This window comes from Dyadobacter sp. HNCC25DJ184 (genome assembly GCF_056895215.1).
Window position 1 is genome coordinate 143,997 of sequence record NZ_JBXHAQ010000009.1, and the last position, 18,208, is coordinate 162,204.

At 41.9% G+C, this 18,208-nt stretch carries 17 protein-coding genes; 10 read left to right on the forward strand and 7 right to left on the reverse strand.

Features of this window, described 5'->3' with window-relative positions:
* Positions 1-311 precede the first annotated feature (311 nt).
* From AC1XUD_RS15255 to AC1XUD_RS15280, 6 genes are read right to left on the reverse strand one after another with little or no spacing between them, the layout of a single operon-like run.
* Positions 312-1,022, reverse strand: coding sequence for a phosphocholine cytidylyltransferase family protein (locus AC1XUD_RS15255; protein ID WP_483361887.1), 711 nt, complete (start codon positions 1,020-1,022; stop codon positions 312-314).
* Complete coding sequence (locus tag AC1XUD_RS15260) at positions 1,019-2,104, reverse strand: iron-containing alcohol dehydrogenase family protein (RefSeq protein WP_483361888.1); 1,086 nt, start codon at positions 2,102-2,104, stop codon at positions 1,019-1,021. The genes AC1XUD_RS15255 and AC1XUD_RS15260 overlap by 4 nt, the downstream gene beginning before the upstream one ends.
* Positions 2,101-3,624: a xylulokinase gene (locus AC1XUD_RS15265; RefSeq protein WP_483361889.1), complete on the reverse strand. Its 1,524-nt coding sequence runs from the start codon at positions 3,622-3,624 to the stop codon at positions 2,101-2,103. Before AC1XUD_RS15265 ends, AC1XUD_RS15260 begins: the two co-directional genes overlap by 4 nt.
* Positions 3,612-4,460, reverse strand: a complete 849-nt coding sequence (locus AC1XUD_RS15270) for a class II fructose-bisphosphate aldolase (RefSeq protein ID WP_483361890.1) — start codon at positions 4,458-4,460, stop codon at positions 3,612-3,614. Before AC1XUD_RS15270 ends, AC1XUD_RS15265 begins: the two co-directional genes overlap by 13 nt.
* A gap of 43 nt (positions 4,461-4,503) precedes the next feature.
* Positions 4,504-5,766, reverse strand: a complete 1,263-nt coding sequence (locus AC1XUD_RS15275) for an oligosaccharide flippase family protein (RefSeq protein WP_483361891.1) — start codon at positions 5,764-5,766, stop codon at positions 4,504-4,506.
* Positions 5,767-5,787: 21 nt separating this feature from the next.
* Positions 5,788-7,023, reverse strand: coding sequence for a CDP-glycerol glycerophosphotransferase family protein (locus AC1XUD_RS15280; protein WP_483361892.1), 1,236 nt, complete (start codon positions 7,021-7,023; stop codon positions 5,788-5,790).
* A 483-nt stretch (positions 7,024-7,506) separates the two neighbouring features.
* On the opposite strand from AC1XUD_RS15280, the gene AC1XUD_RS15285 reads away from it, so the two are divergent.
* A complete protein-coding gene (locus tag AC1XUD_RS15285) occupies positions 7,507-8,250 on the forward strand; it encodes an SHOCT domain-containing protein (RefSeq protein WP_483361893.1) in 744 nt (247 codons plus the stop codon).
* A gap of 90 nt (positions 8,251-8,340) precedes the next feature.
* On the opposite strand, the gene AC1XUD_RS15290 is transcribed toward AC1XUD_RS15285, so the two are convergent.
* A complete protein-coding gene (locus tag AC1XUD_RS15290; protein WP_483361894.1) occupies positions 8,341-8,802 on the reverse strand; it encodes a response regulator in 462 nt (153 codons plus the stop codon).
* A 357-nt stretch (positions 8,803-9,159) separates the two neighbouring features.
* Here AC1XUD_RS15290 and AC1XUD_RS15295 point away from each other — a divergent pair, with 357 nt between their 5' ends.
* The 9 genes from AC1XUD_RS15295 to AC1XUD_RS15335 all read left to right on the forward strand — a co-directional run bounded on the left by AC1XUD_RS15295 (position 9,160) and on the right by AC1XUD_RS15335 (position 18,080).
* Entirely contained in the window at positions 9,160-10,725 is a 1,566-nt protein-coding gene (locus AC1XUD_RS15295; protein ID WP_483361895.1) for a sulfatase family protein, read from the forward strand.
* Positions 10,726-10,797: 72 nt separating this feature from the next.
* Entirely contained in the window at positions 10,798-11,838 is a 1,041-nt protein-coding gene (locus AC1XUD_RS15300; RefSeq protein ID WP_483361977.1) for a formylglycine-generating enzyme family protein, read from the forward strand.
* Positions 11,839-11,854: 16 nt separating this feature from the next.
* The gene (locus AC1XUD_RS15305) at positions 11,855-12,409 is read left to right on the forward strand and encodes an RBBP9/YdeN family alpha/beta hydrolase (RefSeq protein WP_483361896.1); all 555 of its coding nucleotides are present in this window, start codon (positions 11,855-11,857) and stop codon (positions 12,407-12,409) included.
* Between the two features lie 58 nt (positions 12,410-12,467).
* Positions 12,468-13,070 carry a YceI family protein gene (locus AC1XUD_RS15310; protein WP_483361897.1) on the forward strand — a complete coding sequence of 201 codons (603 nt, stop codon included), beginning with the start codon at positions 12,468-12,470 and terminating at the stop codon, positions 13,068-13,070.
* Positions 13,071-13,190: 120 nt separating this feature from the next.
* The gene (locus tag AC1XUD_RS15315) at positions 13,191-14,333 is read left to right on the forward strand and encodes a glycoside hydrolase family 130 protein (protein WP_483361898.1); all 1,143 of its coding nucleotides are present in this window, start codon (positions 13,191-13,193) and stop codon (positions 14,331-14,333) included.
* A 218-nt stretch (positions 14,334-14,551) separates the two neighbouring features.
* On the forward strand, positions 14,552-15,313 hold the full coding sequence (locus AC1XUD_RS15320; RefSeq protein WP_483361899.1) for a 3-keto-disaccharide hydrolase: 762 nt from the start codon (positions 14,552-14,554) through the stop codon (positions 15,311-15,313).
* Positions 15,314-15,373: 60 nt separating this feature from the next.
* Entirely contained in the window at positions 15,374-16,228 is an 855-nt protein-coding gene (locus AC1XUD_RS15325) for a sugar phosphate isomerase/epimerase family protein (RefSeq protein WP_483361900.1), read from the forward strand.
* 145 nt (positions 16,229-16,373) lie between these two features.
* Positions 16,374-17,201 (forward strand): sugar phosphate isomerase/epimerase family protein, encoded by an 828-nt coding sequence (locus tag AC1XUD_RS15330; RefSeq protein WP_483361901.1) that lies wholly within the window; start codon positions 16,374-16,376, stop codon positions 17,199-17,201.
* Between the two features lie 75 nt (positions 17,202-17,276).
* Positions 17,277-18,080 (forward strand): alpha/beta fold hydrolase, encoded by an 804-nt coding sequence (locus tag AC1XUD_RS15335; protein WP_483361902.1) that lies wholly within the window; start codon positions 17,277-17,279, stop codon positions 18,078-18,080.
* The last annotated feature ends 128 nt before the right edge of the window (positions 18,081-18,208 follow it).

The following is an 18,208-nucleotide window of genomic DNA, read 5'->3' on the forward strand; positions in this document are numbered from 1 at the left end:
TAGAAAAAGCAATTATTTTCTAAGAATAACCTCAGATCACACAAACAAAAATTCGATACGAGTAGATTATATAAGTATTTGATTAGTAATGTTTTACTTTTATAGTAAGGAGTATGATGCAAAGTAACATATACTTTTCAGGTATACCTGAAAATAATCGATATTACTTTTCTCAGATGAGGGCAGATAAAGGAGTATCAACTAACTTCGGTAGAACCTGAGTCAACAAAAACCCTATCTATTCAACTTGTGGGCAGACAAAAGTTTCAAGATTGCTTAGTTATTTTCTGAGCGCTTAGTGACGTTTGGCATTATAAACTAAATTTTTCTTTTGCCAGGATATAGTCTTCTTCAAAATCGATTTCAATGAATCGGGCATCGCCGATGTCAAACGATCTTACATCCTTACCCTCTAATATAGCTTCCTGCACAACGGCTTCCATGTAGTAATTCAATTTTCCGAGCTTGAACAATTTCTCGGCAGTCATCTGCATATATGACTTGATTTGGAACGAAAATTTGGCAATTCCAAGAAACTCCCCGTCGGCCGAAGCGCAATCCATTTCTTTCGTGATCTCGAGTAATTTGCCCGTTTCATCCAGCCTTACTTTCATCTCCTCTTCCCCGCAGGCTTTTTTGATATATGGCAGAACCATCTCTCCATCAAACTTCTGAAGTTTGGTCCAAACATCTATATCAACTAAAGTGTCCGCATGCAAAAACAGGAAATCTTCTTGAATGAAAGGCAGTGCCATATACAGCGAGCCCAAAACGTTACAGCAGTCCCAAAATGGGTTGTACACAAATTCTATATTGTTTTTCCGGGAAAGATGTCGTTCGATTTTTTCCGCATTAAAACCCGTTACGACCATAATCGTGGAGACACCAATCGTTTCGAGTATATCGATGTTGTAGTCCATAAGTGTTTTTGATTCGTTCAGAGTTAGTAAAGATTTCGGAAGGTCAGTGGTGTGTTCTCCTAATCGGCTTCCTTTTCCAGCCGCCAGTATTACGCCAATCATAGTGAGTTAGTCAAAATGTTAATTATTGTTTCTTTCGATTGATAGCAGGGATCATTGAACAGATTTCCCGTCACATCGTTTGCAATTGACTCAATTGAATCTTTGCTTACTCCGAATTGAGATATGGAATAATCAATTCCCAAAACTGTTTTCAGATCCTTTATTCTTTCAACCAGCTTTCCTTTTTCAGGGTCGATCTCATAGGCCAATTCGCGAAAGACATCAGTTTTGGAAATTTCTTCTAACCAACCTTTATATAATGCGATTAACCCCTGAGCGTGAGATGTGTCAGTCTTCGGGCCCAAGCTGTATTGTATTCGATGGGGGAGGCAAGTAGAGCTTAGTGCCAAATTCTGCCCCATCATAGTGGCAGCGATAGCCATCTTTTCCATATCAGAGACGCTCCCTTTCACCGCTCCATGCAGGTGATTAAGAACTGTATTTATGGCCGCCACTGATTGATATCGAACCAATGCCGTTGCCGCCGTGGATACGTAAGTTTCGATAGCATGAGTAAGTGTGTCGAAGCCCGCTTCTGCGATCAATATTTTGGGCGCAAAAGTGTAAAGCTCAACATCCAGAAAAGCAATATGAGGTTGCAAAATGCTTCCCCGGATTCCACTTTTAAACTGTTTTGGAACATCAAACAAAATTGCACCATAAGAAAGCTCAGCTCCTGTGCCAGCCGTGGTGGGCACCGCTATTACCGGGATTTTTCCAGCAGGAAGCCCTTTTATTCGATAAAAGAGTTCGTTGATGGTTGCGGACTGCCAACCTAGAGAGAGCGCTTTGGCGGAGTCTATCACTGAGCCGCCGCCGATGGCGATAATTAAATCAGGTTTCGGATTGTGGTCAATAATTCCGTCCAGATAATCAATTGGGGCATCAGGCTTTACATCTGCGTAAGATGCCACCTGGTATTCTTTTGAAAGCTGGTGGACAAAAGCCTGTACTTTTGAAATTCTGAATACAGTCGGACTGCTGACAACTGCAATATTAGTTACATTTAATAAAGCGATCTCGCTGACGAGGGTTGTTAAATCTGCGATGAAAATTTTCGTAGGTATATTGTAGAAACTCATAAGTTTTTCACTATCTCATTTTTAAAAGATACCTGACCTGACATCACTTCTTTATGCAATTCGTACATCGGGAGGAGTTGCTGATTTAGTTCTCGGTAGAGTTTGAAACACCTGTCATACATCTGATAGTTCTTCTTCGAGGGGTAAATCGTTTTTCTGATTTTGGCTACTTTGGAACTCGCTTCTTCTAAGGAATCATATTTCTTGATAGCGAGCGACAGCAATATAAAAGCACCTATGGAAGTGCTCTCAAAATTTTCTGTCACATGCACTGGTTTGTTGCATACATCAGCCTTTATTTGGTTTATAGTATCAAAGCGTGCCAGGCCACCGCTCACTGACAGGCTTTCAATTCGTATGCCATTATCTTCAATTAATTCTAACAAATCCCTTGTGACGAAGGCGGTAGATTCGAATACAGCTCTGGTAAAATCTTTGATGTTTGAGCTTCTGTTTATACCGAAAAATGTACCCGAGGCATTGTGAGCGGTGAAAGGAGACCGTTCTCCGAGAAGAAATGGCAGAAAAACGATGCCTTTGCTCCCGATACTGGACTGTTGTGCGTAATTCTCCATTTCGTAATACACCTCATTTTCATCAGATTGAAAAAAGGATTGTTTAAACCATTCAATTATTCCACCGCCCAGATTATTAGAAGATCCAATTATATATTTGTTCAGAGACGGTAAAGACTGGATAAGAAGATTGTCTGATCTCGTTGCAACGCCCTGATCGCTCAAAATCCGGACAGAGGTTACAGTTCCTGAGACATCGCATGCATTTCTATCGCCGCCGGTGGCAGAGCCAATAACTGCACAAATTGCATCATAAGTGGTCACGATAAATTTGCAGGCAGAAGACAGCTTGTATTTGTCTATTACTTTCCCGGAAACATCCAGACAAGTGCCAATCTCAACAACCTTTGGTAAGTTATCACTCGTCAGACCAATTTTTTCTAACAACGAATCTTCGTATTGTGATCCGTTGTGAAGAAACTTTGCAGCGTTAATCGGATCCGTCACCAATTCTTTGGTAAAGTAGTGGTTGATGATCTCTCCGGCTCCCAACCAATATTTGACTTTTTTAAAGGTTGAAACACGGTGTTTCAAAAACCACAATGCTTTCGGCGCAAGGCAGGATGTTGAGTTAAGTAACCTTTGAGTAGTATTATTCTCAAGTTGCCCGATAAATTTATTGATCTCTTCTACTTCTACGGATGCTCTCTTATCAGAGACCATCAAAACCTGAGTTTCGGGTTCGAAATGAGCGTTTAATCCCAGAATGCAAGATGAACTTGTTGTGGCTGCGATATGCGTTATCCTCGAACTAAGGTTTGTCTGTCCAGCGATTTCGGAAAGTATTTTTTCAAGGCAGCATATCCATTCGGACGAATCCTGTTCCACCTTGTCTTCAAATAGCGACGTATGGATTGGATATGAAATGGCAAATATTTGCTCTCCTAATTCATCAAAAATAATCCCTCTGATAGATTTTAGTCCCAGGTTTATTATGAGATACATATTATACTAAATTTATCAAGAAATTCTTGAAAGAATGGTGTGACAGTGTGCATATAGTAATCAATAAATTTTAGTTCGTCGAATGATTTATTTTCCCTGCAAAAATTGGTCATAGTTTCTAAATGTTTGATCTTAAGGGCGGTTGAAATGTTAATCTTAACAATTCCGTGTTTAATTCCTGTTCTGATCATCTCGTCAGTCATACCCGTTCCGCCGTGCAATACAAAGTGCGTATTGCCAATCAAGTCCCTTGCTTCCTTAAGTTTGTCAATTTTTACATCTGATAAATTTTCATAAACACCGTGGGCATTTCCAATTGCCAGAGCCAACAAATCAAACCTTGTATTTTCAACTAGGTATTTTAAGTCCTTTTGTGAATAGAACGATTTTTGATCAGTTCCAAATCCGTCTTCAATACCACCAATTGTACCTAGTTCTATTTCTAATAGTGTGCCGTTTTGACTGGCATATGAATATAATGTATCGCTGATTTTTGCGTTTTCTTCGATTCTTAACGTCGACCCATCAAACATTACGGAAGCAAACCCAGATGCAATGCAATATTTGATTATTTCCTGGTCAATACAGTGATCTAAATGAAGAAATAAACCATTATTTTGATATTTTCTTACTAATTCAAGTAATCCAAATAAGCTATCAAAATATGGTATATATTTTGCAGAAAATTGTGCAATTGCAGAAAAATTACTCTCCGCGCATAACTTTGAAAGGCATTCCAGTTGATAAATATTCTGGATATTAAATGCCATAACAGCCGCCCCTCTTTCATAGTGATCATGTAAGATTTCTTTCAAGGGTAATATATGCTCTTTCATTTTCTTAAAATATATTGATATCGTATACTATTTTTTTAATATCTCAGTTGAAATGTTTTCCTATATATAGTTTTCTTGACCAAAATACTCTCAATGAAAGCACTGCAATTTCAATTATCAATACGGTACAGGCGACATAGAATCCAGAAGTCAATTTCATAAAATAACAAAACGCCAGGAGGAGAATCTGAATCAAACCGGCGAATATTACACTCCTGTTAGCCAATCTGTTTTGGCCTAGTGCACCTAAGAATGGATAACCGAGAAGTACCGAAGGGGCGTTGGCCGCTATGGCGATCAGGAATATTATCAAAATGGAACCGCTCCCTTCAAATCCTGATCCGAATACAAAGCTTACTACCCAGTCGGACAGGTAAAATCCTATTAATGAGCCTGATATACAGATAGCAATCACTACTTTTATAACTTTGAAGAAAAGTGGGAAGTTTCGATGTTGAACCATATGAGGATATAAAGCCTGACTCACCGGCGCAAAAAGCGATTGCGTTCCGCGGTATATTTGTTCCGCAGCAGAATAATAAGCGATCTGAAGGGGAGTTGAGAAAAGGCCTAGAAAGAATGCCCCTCCTGAGGTGAATGTTGCCAATGCTGCACGTGACCAAAAATACTCTGTTGAATTCACCATGGAAGTTTTTACAAAATTCCATCCCGGCCAGATTGGTCTGAACCCTAATTTGTAAAATAAGGCGATTCCAACAACAGCTGCAGCGATATGGGCAATCCCGTTCGATATGGCGACCCATTTTAAGTCGTCAGGAGATGTAACAAATAATACTACTAATCCTAGATATAAAATTCTCGACAATATCGTGTAAATGGTTATAGGGACCATTCTCTCGATTCCCTGGAAAAGCCAGATGGGTTGAAAGGTTTGTCCAAAAACAGGGAGTGTCAGAAATAGAAAATAGGAGGTGTAAGTTTCATATTTATTCTCAAACAAACTAAAAAATACTATTCCAATCACAACGACGAGCAGTATTATTGACTTGCAAGCGAAGACTGCTGCTATTGTTTTGTTTACAAATAATTTATCTTCCCTTTGTTTCGAGATTTCGTAAGTGGCAGATAGATTAAATCCATAGTCGGTAATCATCGATGAGATTTGGACAATCGATAGGCCAAATGCTGCGATACCGAAAATATCGGTACCTAGGATACGTGTTAAATAGGGAATTAATAAAAATGGTAAAATGTAGCTTGCTATCTGTATAAAGAATAGTGCCGATGTGTTGGTAAAAAAAATATGAGAATTACTTTTGGTATTTCCTTTCAAATTAGCATTCATATTTATTCATATTGAATCAGTTTACTTATTCCTGATTTCAGAACTTTCTTTAATTGGATTGCGTAGAATTGTGCCATTAATGTATGCTAACATTTTTGCGCCAGTAAGTCCCTGGTTACTGGTTGAATAGAATAAATCTCTGACCCGTTTTCGTTCAGGGCCAAAATGGTCTTGTTGATTTTCTATGGAATTTATTAATGCATCGAAAAAGTCATCGAACGTTGATACCTTCGGCCCTGGGGTCACTTCATCATACGGGAAATATAATTCACGGTCGTTTATCAGATAATTTTCGAAATCGTAATTGTAGAATATTACCGGACGATCCAGTAACAGATAATCGATGAAGGCACTTGAATAATCAGAAACTAAAATATCCGCATGTTTGAGTAGAACCTGACTATCAATATCCTGATGGGTAATATCACATATATTGGAGAGTGCTGATATCGAAGGTTCTTCTTCATGGAGGTGATAATAGTGCTTTTTAACAACAAACAGGATGTTGTGATATGCCAGGTAAGCGTTGAGTTTTTCGAGATCTAGTATTTCAGTCAGCGATATTTTTTGAGCTCCGCTATTCCGGTGAGTGGGCATGTAGAGCACAATACGATCGAAGTTCTCTTTCAACTTGAATCTCTCGATTTCAAGAGAGTCATCGTAAAACACATCGTTTCTTGGTTGTCCCAGATTCAATATCTTGCTTTTGTCCTTTCGAAAAGCACTTAGGTAGATAGTGGCCATCGCTTCACTGGTTGCGGCAACATACTCTTTTCTAAAAGGAATATTGAAGATTGCGGTTCGAACGTTGAACAGAAGGGATTTGAGTGAGCCACCAGCCATTATTCCTGAAATCAGATCATCAAATACTACCTTCTTAAGCGAAACCCCATGCCAAAGATTGATATGAACTGCGTTGCCGAGCAGATATATAAAAACATCACCTGGATGTGAACAAACAACACAGGCTCCGGCACGAAGCTGATAGTAAATGCCTTTGATACTGAGCTGTTTGTGAACCGGCAGGTTTAAGTCACATAACTGTTTATAAACGTTTTCACTACGAGTAACCCATACTGCCCGGAGATCGGGATTCTTCAACGTCTGGAGATATAGATATTTGGGGTTGTCGGCGAACTTATTACCATCCCACGATCCAAATACAAAAAGCTTTTTATCTCTTATACTAAGCATAGAAATATAAGCCAATATCATTTTGAACGGTACTGTTACAGCTTTATATAAGTAATATTTCATATCGAAAGAGTTTCAAGGTATCTTAATGAACAAAATCTCTCATTTCCTATGATGGGGCACTGATGCTGTTGTTTGGTTGATTGGTCGGGGCGAATAGATCTATTGGACGGGAAAGTAGCGTACCCGCAGGAGGAGATGTAAAGTTGCGCTTCGGACTGCCTTTTTTTCATAACGATACTGTCAAATGTTGAATCATTGATACGAAGAAATTGATTAGAAGTTTCTCCAATGTTTCAATTACGCAACCTTTTTTCCCGATACATAAGGCAGTTGGTGTATCGCTGAGTTAGAATATTACAATGTTGTAGTAGTGAAGTGATATTTTACTGAGGAGGGTGGAGAATAAGTCTGCACATACCGCAAACAGCTCGGTCAGTGAGGTGTAATAAAATAAAGAGTTAATGTATTCTATTTTCAAACAGTCTCAAATTGGCACGATTTTTACGCTTTTAGCATTGATTATCAGATCAAAAACTCAATAAAATGAAAAAACTGACAGAAGAGGGGCAAAAAATCGTTGAAGAAATTGCCTCAGAATATAAAGTGAAACCAGAGACTGTCCGCGATTTGCTATTAGCCATTCAGGCTGGAAATGGTAGCATGGCACAGTTTAATATACCCGAACTGGGTGGCAATGGGCAATGGATGAAAGGTGGAATGACGATGGTCGGAGATATGTTTAACAACAGCCTTAAAGCCAGGGTCGATAATTTATCTTCTGCATTGGCGCGGAAGCTTGAGTCGGGCGGTCTTTTCGAAATTGAAAAAGATAGCGTGGGAGAAATTCATCAGGGACAATCCACTCATTGGCCGGCGGTGTTCGGGCAGCCGAGCGCGTCAGGCTCTCAGAATAATTTCAGATATGCTTATTTTCCCACAGTAAAGCGCTTGGTTCTTGATAAAGAGGGTAAGCGTTATATCTATGATACCAAGCATCACGTGATCTCCGGCGTGTCTCAGCAACAAGGGAGTACGAATTCGTTTATCGTCAGCAGCCAACATGGGGCGGTAGATATTGGAGAGCTTTCTATCGTTTCCGAGCCGGAAAAGCAAGCCACTCCCGAGCCACTTTACGATGTTCACTCCAAGATCGCTCCCCACACGTCGAGCAGTGAGGAAGATGCCATATATGGAAAGATCGCACGGTTGAAGACCTTATACGAGGACGAATTGATTACAGAGGAGGAATACAAGGAGAAGAAGAAGGAGTTGCTCTCGCGGCTTTAATAAATACTTTTAAGCCCATATCCCGTTTCGCTTTTAACGGGGTATGGGCTTTTATAATGGACATCCGGTTGAGCTACAGTTTCTGAAATTTTAATCGGATAGGTTGTTCGTTGTTCTGATAAAAAACTGCTCCATGGATTGCATGTCGCTGCTATTCGTTTGGGCGAAAAGACTCTTTTGAATAATCTCAACCAGGCTGTCAAAGCTGTTGGGTTTTTGAATATAATAGTTAGCACCCGCATCGAAAGTAGATTCAAGCAAGTATTGTTGCGTTGACGTTGATAAAATGACAACAGGTGTTTCCTTGAAAACAGGTGAATTACGAATTTCCAACAGGCACTCCAGTCCATTCTTAATTGGCATATTCATGTCCAAAAAAATGATGTCCGGCGCTTCGCTTTTTTCCCCCAGCATGTTAATTAGCGCCATTCCATTCTCAGCTATTTCCAGATTGGTTTCAACAGAAATCTGCGAAAGTGCCTCCCGAAAGAGGAATATATCGTCTTCATCGTCGTCCGCCAATATGATTTGGTAATTCTTAGATTGCTTCATGCAAATGCACAAATGAGTTGTGCTCCCTTAATAAAATGGACAAATCCGCCAAAATTGTTTTAACCCATCACCAGCAACAGACCGGATCCCCGGAAGAGTTTTCAATGGTAAAATTTGTGATGAGATATCTGTCGGATCAAAGCGGGATACCTGAGCTGCAAAGGTAAGTATACAAATCTAAAAGTATGAATTTTCTCAAAATCGTTAACGAGTGTTTCCTCTCTGAAATAAAATAGCTATCTTTAAACTATACTTAATCAATAGACATTATAAACTTGTAATTTCTTTGAATTTCGACTTTCTTTATGGTCTGATGAAATTTCATCCTAAACCATTTGTCATAGAAAATATTTAATAATGCTTAAATCGTTTAAAATTCATTCACTGAGTGTCATTTTGTTGGGGTTTTTAATCGCTAATGATCTTCATGCGCAGGCACCGAAGGCCACAGCGGAATCGAAACCCAATATCATCTTTATATTTTCGGATGACCACGCCTACCAGGCTATAAGTGCGTATGGTAGCAAATTGATGCAAACACCCAATATTGACAGGATTGCAAGGGATGGTGCAATATTTTACAATGCGCTGGTTACCAATTCGATATGCGGGCCGAGCCGTGCAACCTTGTTAACGGGCAAGTACAGCCATTTGAACGGATATAAAAGAAACGATCGTACGAAATTTGACACAGATCAGACTTTGCTTTCGAAGGAAATGCAAAAAAACGGGTATCAAACGGCGTGGGTTGGTAAAATGCACTTGAATAGCCTCCCAACCGGGTTCGACTACTGGAATGTTTTGCCAGATCAGGGGCATTATTACAACCCCGATTTCATCAGTATGCCGAACGACACAACGAGATATACCGGATACGTATCCAATTTAATTACGAAATTCTCGATTGACTGGCTTAACAAACGGAATACAGCGAAGCCGTTTTTCATGATCGTTGGCCATAAGGCAACTCATCGCGAGTGGCTCCCTGACCTGCAGGATCTGGGTGCTTTCGACGACAAGACTTTCCCGATGCCGGCCAATTTTTATGATGATTACAAAGGACGGGCAGCAGCGGCAGATCAGGACATGACGATTGAGAAGACGATGAGGCTTCGTGAAGATCTTAAGGTGAATCCGAACTACGACAAAGGTTATATATATAACCGTTTCAATGATGAACAAAAGAAAGTATTTAAGGCATATTACGACAAAATAGGCGCTGATTTCGAATCCAAAAAGCTGAGTGGCAAGGCGTTGGTTGAATGGAAGTATCAACGTTATCTGAAAGATTATCTGGCCACTGCGAAGGGGCTTGATCGTAATATTGGTAAGTTGCTCGACTATTTGGATGAGAGTGGTTTATCTAAAAATACGATCGTGATTTACGCTTCAGATCAAGGCTTTTATTTGGGTGAGCACGGATGGTTTGACAAACGCTTTATATATGAAGAATCGCTGAAAACACCCTTTGTGATCCGTTATCCGGGAGTGGTAAAACCTGGTACCAAAATAAATGATTTGATGTTGAATATCGACTGGGCTCCGAGTATTTTGTCTATGGCAGGAGCAAAAGTTCCGGCCGAAATGCAGGGTACATCTTTCCTTCCGTTATTGAACAAGAGTGTTACCGCGAAAACTCCCTGGAGAAAAGAGGCGTATTATCACTATTATGAATTTCCACAGCCCCACCACGTGTATCCTCATTTTGGTATCCGAACCTCGCGTTACAAATTGGTATATTTCTATGGTGGCGCCGATTCGTGGGAGTTATACGATCTGAAAACAGATCCGACGGAAATGAAGAATATCTATGGCGTAAAGGAAAACGAACCGTTGATCAAGGACCTGAAAGGAAAGCTGAAAACTTTGATGACCTCATATAAAGACGTGGAGGCATTAGATGTTCTTGCGAAGGCAAAGTGAAATTTTAACAAGTGAGTAGTGAAAAACCTAAGGATTAAGAATCAGGGGATAAGTCTGGCTGTGGTTGGTATCATGGCCTTCCTCCAGTTTTCGTGCCAAAGCAAACAAACCGCCGAAGAAAGGAAAGCGGATAGCCTTGCGCATTGTATAGCAGAGAAAATTCCTTCGCGAGGAGCTGCGATATCGAACGCGTCATTGGTCACAGAAGGAACTGCCGATAAAAAGGATATGGTGTTCATTCAGGGCGGATCGTTTTTAATGGGTTCAGATGAATTTACTGATTCAAGACCTTTGCACCAGGTTTCGGTTGCATCATTTTACATGGACGACCATGAAGTGACGAATGCGGAATTTGCAAAGTTTGTTGCAGCTACGAATTACAAAACATATGCAGAGCGCCCGTTAAATCCAGCGGACTATCCAGACGTTCCTGCCGATAAGCTGGTTCCGGGATCCGCGGTTTTTACGCCAACGCCAGGGCCGGTTTCGTTGGAAAATCCATTGGTTTGGTGGAATTACGTCGCAAGTGCCGATTGGGCTCACCCCGAAGGACCTAAGAGTTCTATCAAAGGACGGGAAAATTACCCGGTCGTACATGTTTGTTACGAAGATGCTACAGCATATGCCAGATGGGCAGGAAAAAGATTGCCAACCGAAGCGGAATGGGAATATGCAGCCAGAGCGAATAAGGGTAATCATACCTACTATTGGGGTGACGAACTGAAGCCTGGAAATAAATGGATTGCCAATATTTATCAGGGACATTTTCCGGATAAAAACAGCAAGGAAGACGGATATGCTGGCGCAGCGCCCGTTAAATCGTTTCCGGCCAATGCATTCGGATTGTATGACATGGACGGGAATGTATGGGAATGGTGCGAGGATTTTTACAGACCAGACTATTACAAAGGCAGTCCGAAAAGTAACCCGACTGGGCCTTCCGACAGCTATGACCCTGATGAACCGGGTGCTGTGAAAAAGGTACAACGTGGAGGATCATTTTTGTGTAGTGATGAATATTGTATCCGGTATAAGGCCGGCAGCAGAGGTAAGGGAGAAATTTCGAGCGGAACTAATAATTTGGGTTTCAGGTGTGTTGCATCAGCAAAATAAGAGGAGAAATTAATATATGAGTTACAGGTTTTTGACGGTTCCGGGACTGGCCAGCTCTGGCCCTGGCCACTGGCAAAGTATTTGGGAACGCCAGTATCCACAGTATTTTTCAAGAGTAAAGCAAGATAACTGGGATTGGCCCGTTAAAGATGAGTGGGTAGCCAGATTACAGGAATATGTTTCGAAACTGACTGATCCTGTGTATCTTGTTGCTCACAGTATGGGCTGTGTAACAGTGGCGCATTGGGCACAGGAATTTTCCTCACCATTTGTCAAAGGAGCGTTGCTAGTGGCGCCTGCTGATGTGGAGTTGTCGAAGAGACTAACGTTTGTAGTGGGTTTCAGGCCTATTCCTGAGAAAAAGCTGCCATTCCCATCGTATGTTGTTGCAAGCACCAATGATATATATGCATCCATTCAGAGAGCTGAGAAATTTGCAGAAGACTGGGGAAGCGAGTTAATTAATATAGGTAAAAAAGGTCATATTAATGCGGTCTCCGGTCTGGAAGACTGGAGGGAAGGTAAAGTAATTTTGCATAATATTAGTGGAGTAGAATTACCCCAAGTTTAGTTTTAAACGTGATTGATAACTTTAACCAATTTCTGAATCTTAACTTAATTACTTGTTTATGAAAAAATTATTTGTGTTTGCAATGGCAGGACTTTGGTTATCAACTGCGGCGATGGCAGGAGACGATAAGGCCAAGGATAAGACCGTACAGATTGATACGAAGAGCAGTAAGGTCGTATGGAATGCAAAAAAGGTAACCGGAACCCACCAGGGCGTTGTACCTATCAACAGTGGAACGATCATAGTTGATCAAAATAAGATTAAAGGCGGTACGGTGATCATGGATATGAAATCTCTGACGGTAGAGGACGTGAAAGATGCTGACATGAACGGAAAGTTGACGAATCACTTAAAAAGCGATGACTTTTTCTCGGTTGAGAAATTCCCGCAGGCGAAATTGGTAATAACCTCTGTGACGCCAAAAAGCGGAAATGAATATACTGTTTCTGGAGATTTGACTATCAAAGGCATTACCAAGCCAGTCACATTCCCGGCAACGATTACCACAGACGGTAAAAAATTGACTGCTGTTTCAAAGGTGGCGATTGACCGCACCAAATACGATATTAAATTCAGGTCGACGAACTTCTTTGAAAACCTGGGAGACAAGGCGATCATGGACGAGTTTACTTTGGACGTAAATGTGGTAGCCAACTTGTAATCTATTATTTTTGAATATCAGGAATCCGGAGCAGTCGCTGTTCCGGATTTTTTGCTTCAGGCCAAAAAGGGTAGTACAGGACCTTCACCGACTTTCATATATATCAACCATTATACCTGTATGGCACACTTAAGAATTATTGCCTTTTTTCTGCTTCTTACCTTTCAGGCCAGTTTTGGGCAGAAGGCGAACACATTACCCGACTGGGCCTTTGGCGGTTTTGTCCGACCGGCCGGTGTCAACCCGGTTATATCCCCGGATAGCACGACTTCCTTCTTTTGCCCAATGAACAAACGGAAAATTGATTGGGAATCGAACGATACTTTCAACCCGGCTGCAACAATTAAGGACGGAAAGATCGTCGTATTATACCGGGCAGAGGATAAGGCGGGAAAGGCAATTGGTAAAAGAACTTCAAGAATTGGATATGCGGAAAGTACTGATGGAATTAATTTTTTGAGAAGCAAAGAACCCGTTTTATATCCTGCCGAAGATGGTCAGAAGGCAAACGAATGGCCGGGAGGATGCGAAGATCCGCGGGTTGCCGTCACAGAGGACGGTCTGTATGTGATTGCATACACCCAATGGAATCAGGACAAGGCACGGGTGGGTATTGCAACTTCCCGAGATCTTAAGATATGGGACAAACATGGCCCGGCTTTCCAAAAAGCATATGGCGGTAAATTCAATGAAATTTGGTCTAAATCGGCTTCGCTGTTGACAAAAGTGGTGGACGGTAAACAGGTCATTGCGAAGGTCAATGGGAAATACTGGCTATATTTTGGAGAGTCTAATGTCAATGTAGCCACCTCGACGGATCTTGTCAATTGGGAACCGCTGGTGGATAAGGATACTAATCTTGTCAATCTGATATCACCAAGAAAAGGGTATTTTGATAGCGATTTGACGGAATGCGGTCCACCGGCAATTCTTACAGAAAAAGGAATTGTGCTACTTTATAACGGCAAAAACAATAAGGATCACGGAGACAAGCGTTTTACTGGCAATAGCTATTGCGCCGGTCAGGTGCTTTTTGATAAAAATGATCCGTCAAAGGTTTTGGCCAGGATGGACGTGCCGTTTTTCAGGCCAATGGAGGCATTTGAAAAAAGTGGTCAATATGTAGCAGGGACGGTATTTATTGAAGGGATGGTCTATTTCAAAGAAAAGTGGTATCTCTATTATGGGTGCGCCGATTCGCGCGTGGGAGTCGCAGTTTTTGATCCTAAACTGAAAACGAACGGAGATCCGTTACCATTATAACTTCGGCGACCTGCTTTCGGCATTCGTGGCCGATTGCTGAAAGCCGATGGCCGAAGTAAAAAACAAAAGGCAGGTTAGTACAGGATAGTCGTATAAAGTATTTTAGGAATTTTTGGATATTATTTTCATCTTTTTCGAGAGTTTGGACAATTTCGTTCGTTCTTGGCATAAGGGGAGTCGCAGAGTTCAGAGTCCTAAACCTATAATTTTTTATCATAATGAAATTTAAATTCGTTAAAGCCGCTTTGATGCTGGCTGTTGGGTTAATTGCTACAGGCGAAACTTGCTTGGCTCAAAAAAAGGACAAGGAAGGTTTCGTTAAGATTTTTGACGGAAAATCGCTCAAAAACTGGGAAGGCGACACGAAGTATTGGAGCGTCAAAGATGGAAATCTGGTAGGAGAAATTACCCCCGAAACTTTGCTGAAAACCAACTCTTTCATTGTATGGCAAGGAGGTAATCCCGGAGATTTCGAATTGAAAGCTGAATTTAAAATTACCGAAAAAGGTAATTCAGGAATAAACTACCGCAGTGAACAATTGACAGATATCCCTAACGCATTACGCGGATATCAGGCTGATATTGACGGCGCTAATCGCTACACTGGCCAAAATTACGAAGAACGTAAAAGAACAACATTAGCATATCGCGGTGAGATCGTCACTGTCAACGACCCGACCGACAAATCTGCCGAAGCGTTTAAAGCTAATCTTAAAAACAACGCCTGGTTGGGAAGAACCGTGACAGGATCGTTGGGAACTTCAGACGAACTGAAAACCAAAATCAAAAGTGAGGAGTGGAACGAGATCCGCATCGTAGCAAAAGGTAACCGTCTTCAGCACTATGTCAATGGTATTTTAATGGCTGACGTGACTGATAACGATTCTGTGAATAGCAAGGCAAGCGGAAAATTGGGTGTTCAGGTTCACGTGGGACCTCCGATGCGTGTGGAATACAAGAATATCCGAATCAAACAATGAATTTTCTTTGAATAAAAATTGACCATCGGCTCGCCGCCGGTGGTCTGATACCATTTAACAATGAATAAGATAGGATTTAATGTTTTAGCTTGGACCGCAACAGTTTCAGACGATGTTTTTCCGATCATCGACAGGCTCAAGAATATTGGCTACGACGGTGTTGAATTTTATCTCGGAGGCTCCGATACGGCCGCTTTTCAGAGAATGGGGGCATATACAAAGGACGCCGGACTGGAAACAACAGCCGTGATGACTTTGGGAAAAGACGATAACCCGGTCAGCGAGTCTGCTGAGGTACGGGCCAAAGCCATTGACAAGATCAAGTGGGCTGTGGATCGGGCATATGACCTGAATGCGAAGATAATTTGCGGCCCGTTTCACTCTGCACACACCGTATTTGTCAACCGTCCAGCCACTGACAGTGAATATGCCCTTGCAGGTGAAGTTCTCAGCGTGGCGGGAGATTATGCGGCTCAGGCTGGCGTCACCTTTGCGATGGAAGCGCTCAACCGTTTTGAATGCTATTTGTGCAACACAACAGTGCAGCTTCGGAAGCTGGTGGAAGCAGCAGCTCACCCCAACGTGCGGGCAATGTTTGACACCCATCATGCCAATATTGAGGAAAAGAAATATAGTACTGCACTTGAAATAATAGAGCCATATCTGGCTCACGTACACATCAGCGAGAATGACCGTGGTACACCCGGCGACGGTCAGGTACTTTGGGACGATGCCTTTTCTTCTCTCGCTCATATCAAATATTCCGGCTGGCTTACGATTGAAGCTTTTTCAAGAAATGATCCTGACTTTGCCAACGCGATTGGTGTGTGGCGTGAGTTTTCGGATCCATGGGATATCGCTGAAAAAGGATACAAATTTATTCGTGAGATGGGCGTTAAGCATGGCCTTTTCTAATTGGTCTTTCAAAACGATTGCGACAAGAGTGAACGAATGAAACAAGCCCGATGGCTCTCATTTTGATGTACCGTTTGTTAACAATGCAGAGTTGATAACTACTAATACCAAACGCTAACCGCTAAAAGCTAATAGCCAAATAACAATGTCACAAGAACTTCCATTTCGTTTTGGGTCTGAGGTATATACATGGTATATGAGTGGCAATGGGGAAACCCATAAAGGCCGCCTCGGTCATATGATTGAAATTATTTCCAAAGCAGGTTTTTCAGGGATTCAGCCCATTTTTACATGGATGGGTGATCTGATCGATCCTGTTTTGTTAGAAGCAAAATTGAAAGAAAATGGGATCCAGCTTGCGGCTTTGGCGCTTGCGCTGGAATGGAATGGCGAGAACGAGACCGAAAGAGAACGGGAAGTCGCCGACCATGCCATCAGTTTATTGGAAAAATTTCCGGGTGCCGTTCTTAATACGGTCCAGATTCCAACGGGGCGACACGACCTGGCCGAACGTCAGCAAAGACTGATTAAAACGGTAAATGCTGTGTCACGTAGAGCGGCAGAAAAGGGTATCGCCTGCAGTTATCACCCCAATTCACCGCATAGTTCGATTATCAGAACAGAGGAAGATTACAAAATTGTGCTGGAATCGCTGGACTCGTCGGCAACGGGTTGGACGCCCGATGTGGGCCATATCATCAACGGCGGTATGGATCCTTTGACCAAAATGAAAGAATACCAATCCCTGATAAATCATGTCCATTATAAAGACTGGGACGGAAATCCTGAATTTGCTTTGATGGGAAAAGGGAAAGTGAATTTGCTGGAAGTGACGCAATGGTTGAAGGATATCGGATATTCCGGATGGATTATATGCGAAGATGAAGGCGTTGAAGCATTGGAAGATCCAGATTTTGTGACTTTACACGACGGTCAATGGATTCAGAAAGATTTAATTCCGCAATTAAAATAAAACCTCGGCTTCTGGCTATCTGCCATCGACTCATGACCGATCGCCGACTGACGAAAGCCGACAGCTTAAAATGATATGCCACTGATAGCAACCAACGGAATTAATTTTTACTATGAAGAAAGAGGTTCGGGCGAGCCGTTACTTCTTATTATGGGCATCACAGCAGCGGGGTCCGTATGGAATGTCCATTTAGCTGACTGGCAAAAACATTTCCGTTGCATCGTTGGAGACAACAGAGGAGTTGGGCAAACGGATAAGCCATCAGGAGCATACACAACGGAACAGATGGCTGACGACTATGCAGGCTTACTGGATCATTTAGGTCTGAGCAATGTCGCGGTGGTAGGTTGTTCCATGGGTAGCACCATCGCGCAGCAATTGGCCATTCGTCATCCGGAAAAGGTGAAATCGTTGGTATTGATGTGTCCGTGGGCAAGATGCGACGATTATGCAAAAGGAATTTTTGAACATATGAAACTGGCGAAAGCCCGTTTCAGACCCGAGGAATTCAGTCTCCATATTCAGCTGCTGATATTCGCGAAGCAGTCCTGGGACAATGCTGAAAAACTGGCCGAGCTGGAAACTGGCAGGAAACAGGATGCCGTGAATCCCTGGCCACAGCCTTTACATGGATTGGAAGGACAAGCAGCGGCATGTGTGAATCACAATGCTTTGGATAAACTTGGCGGTATTGACAAACCAACATTGGTAATAGGAGGACGGGAGGATATTTTCACCCCAGTTTGGATGGCGGAGGAAGTTGCTGGTAATATCCCTGGTGCGGATCTGTTTCTGTATGAAAACCTGGGCCATGCTTTCCATTTCGAAGATACAGAGGACTTTAACCCAAGAGTGAGAAATTGGCTCTTGAAGCATTAGTTTAAAAGGTTAAACGCAAAGTTAACAGAGGAAACGCGGAGTTACGCGGAAAGAAACTCAGCGAAACTCAGCGCTAACTCCTGAAAACTCTGCGTTAAACGAATTAGGATAAAAGCCGTATTTAATAC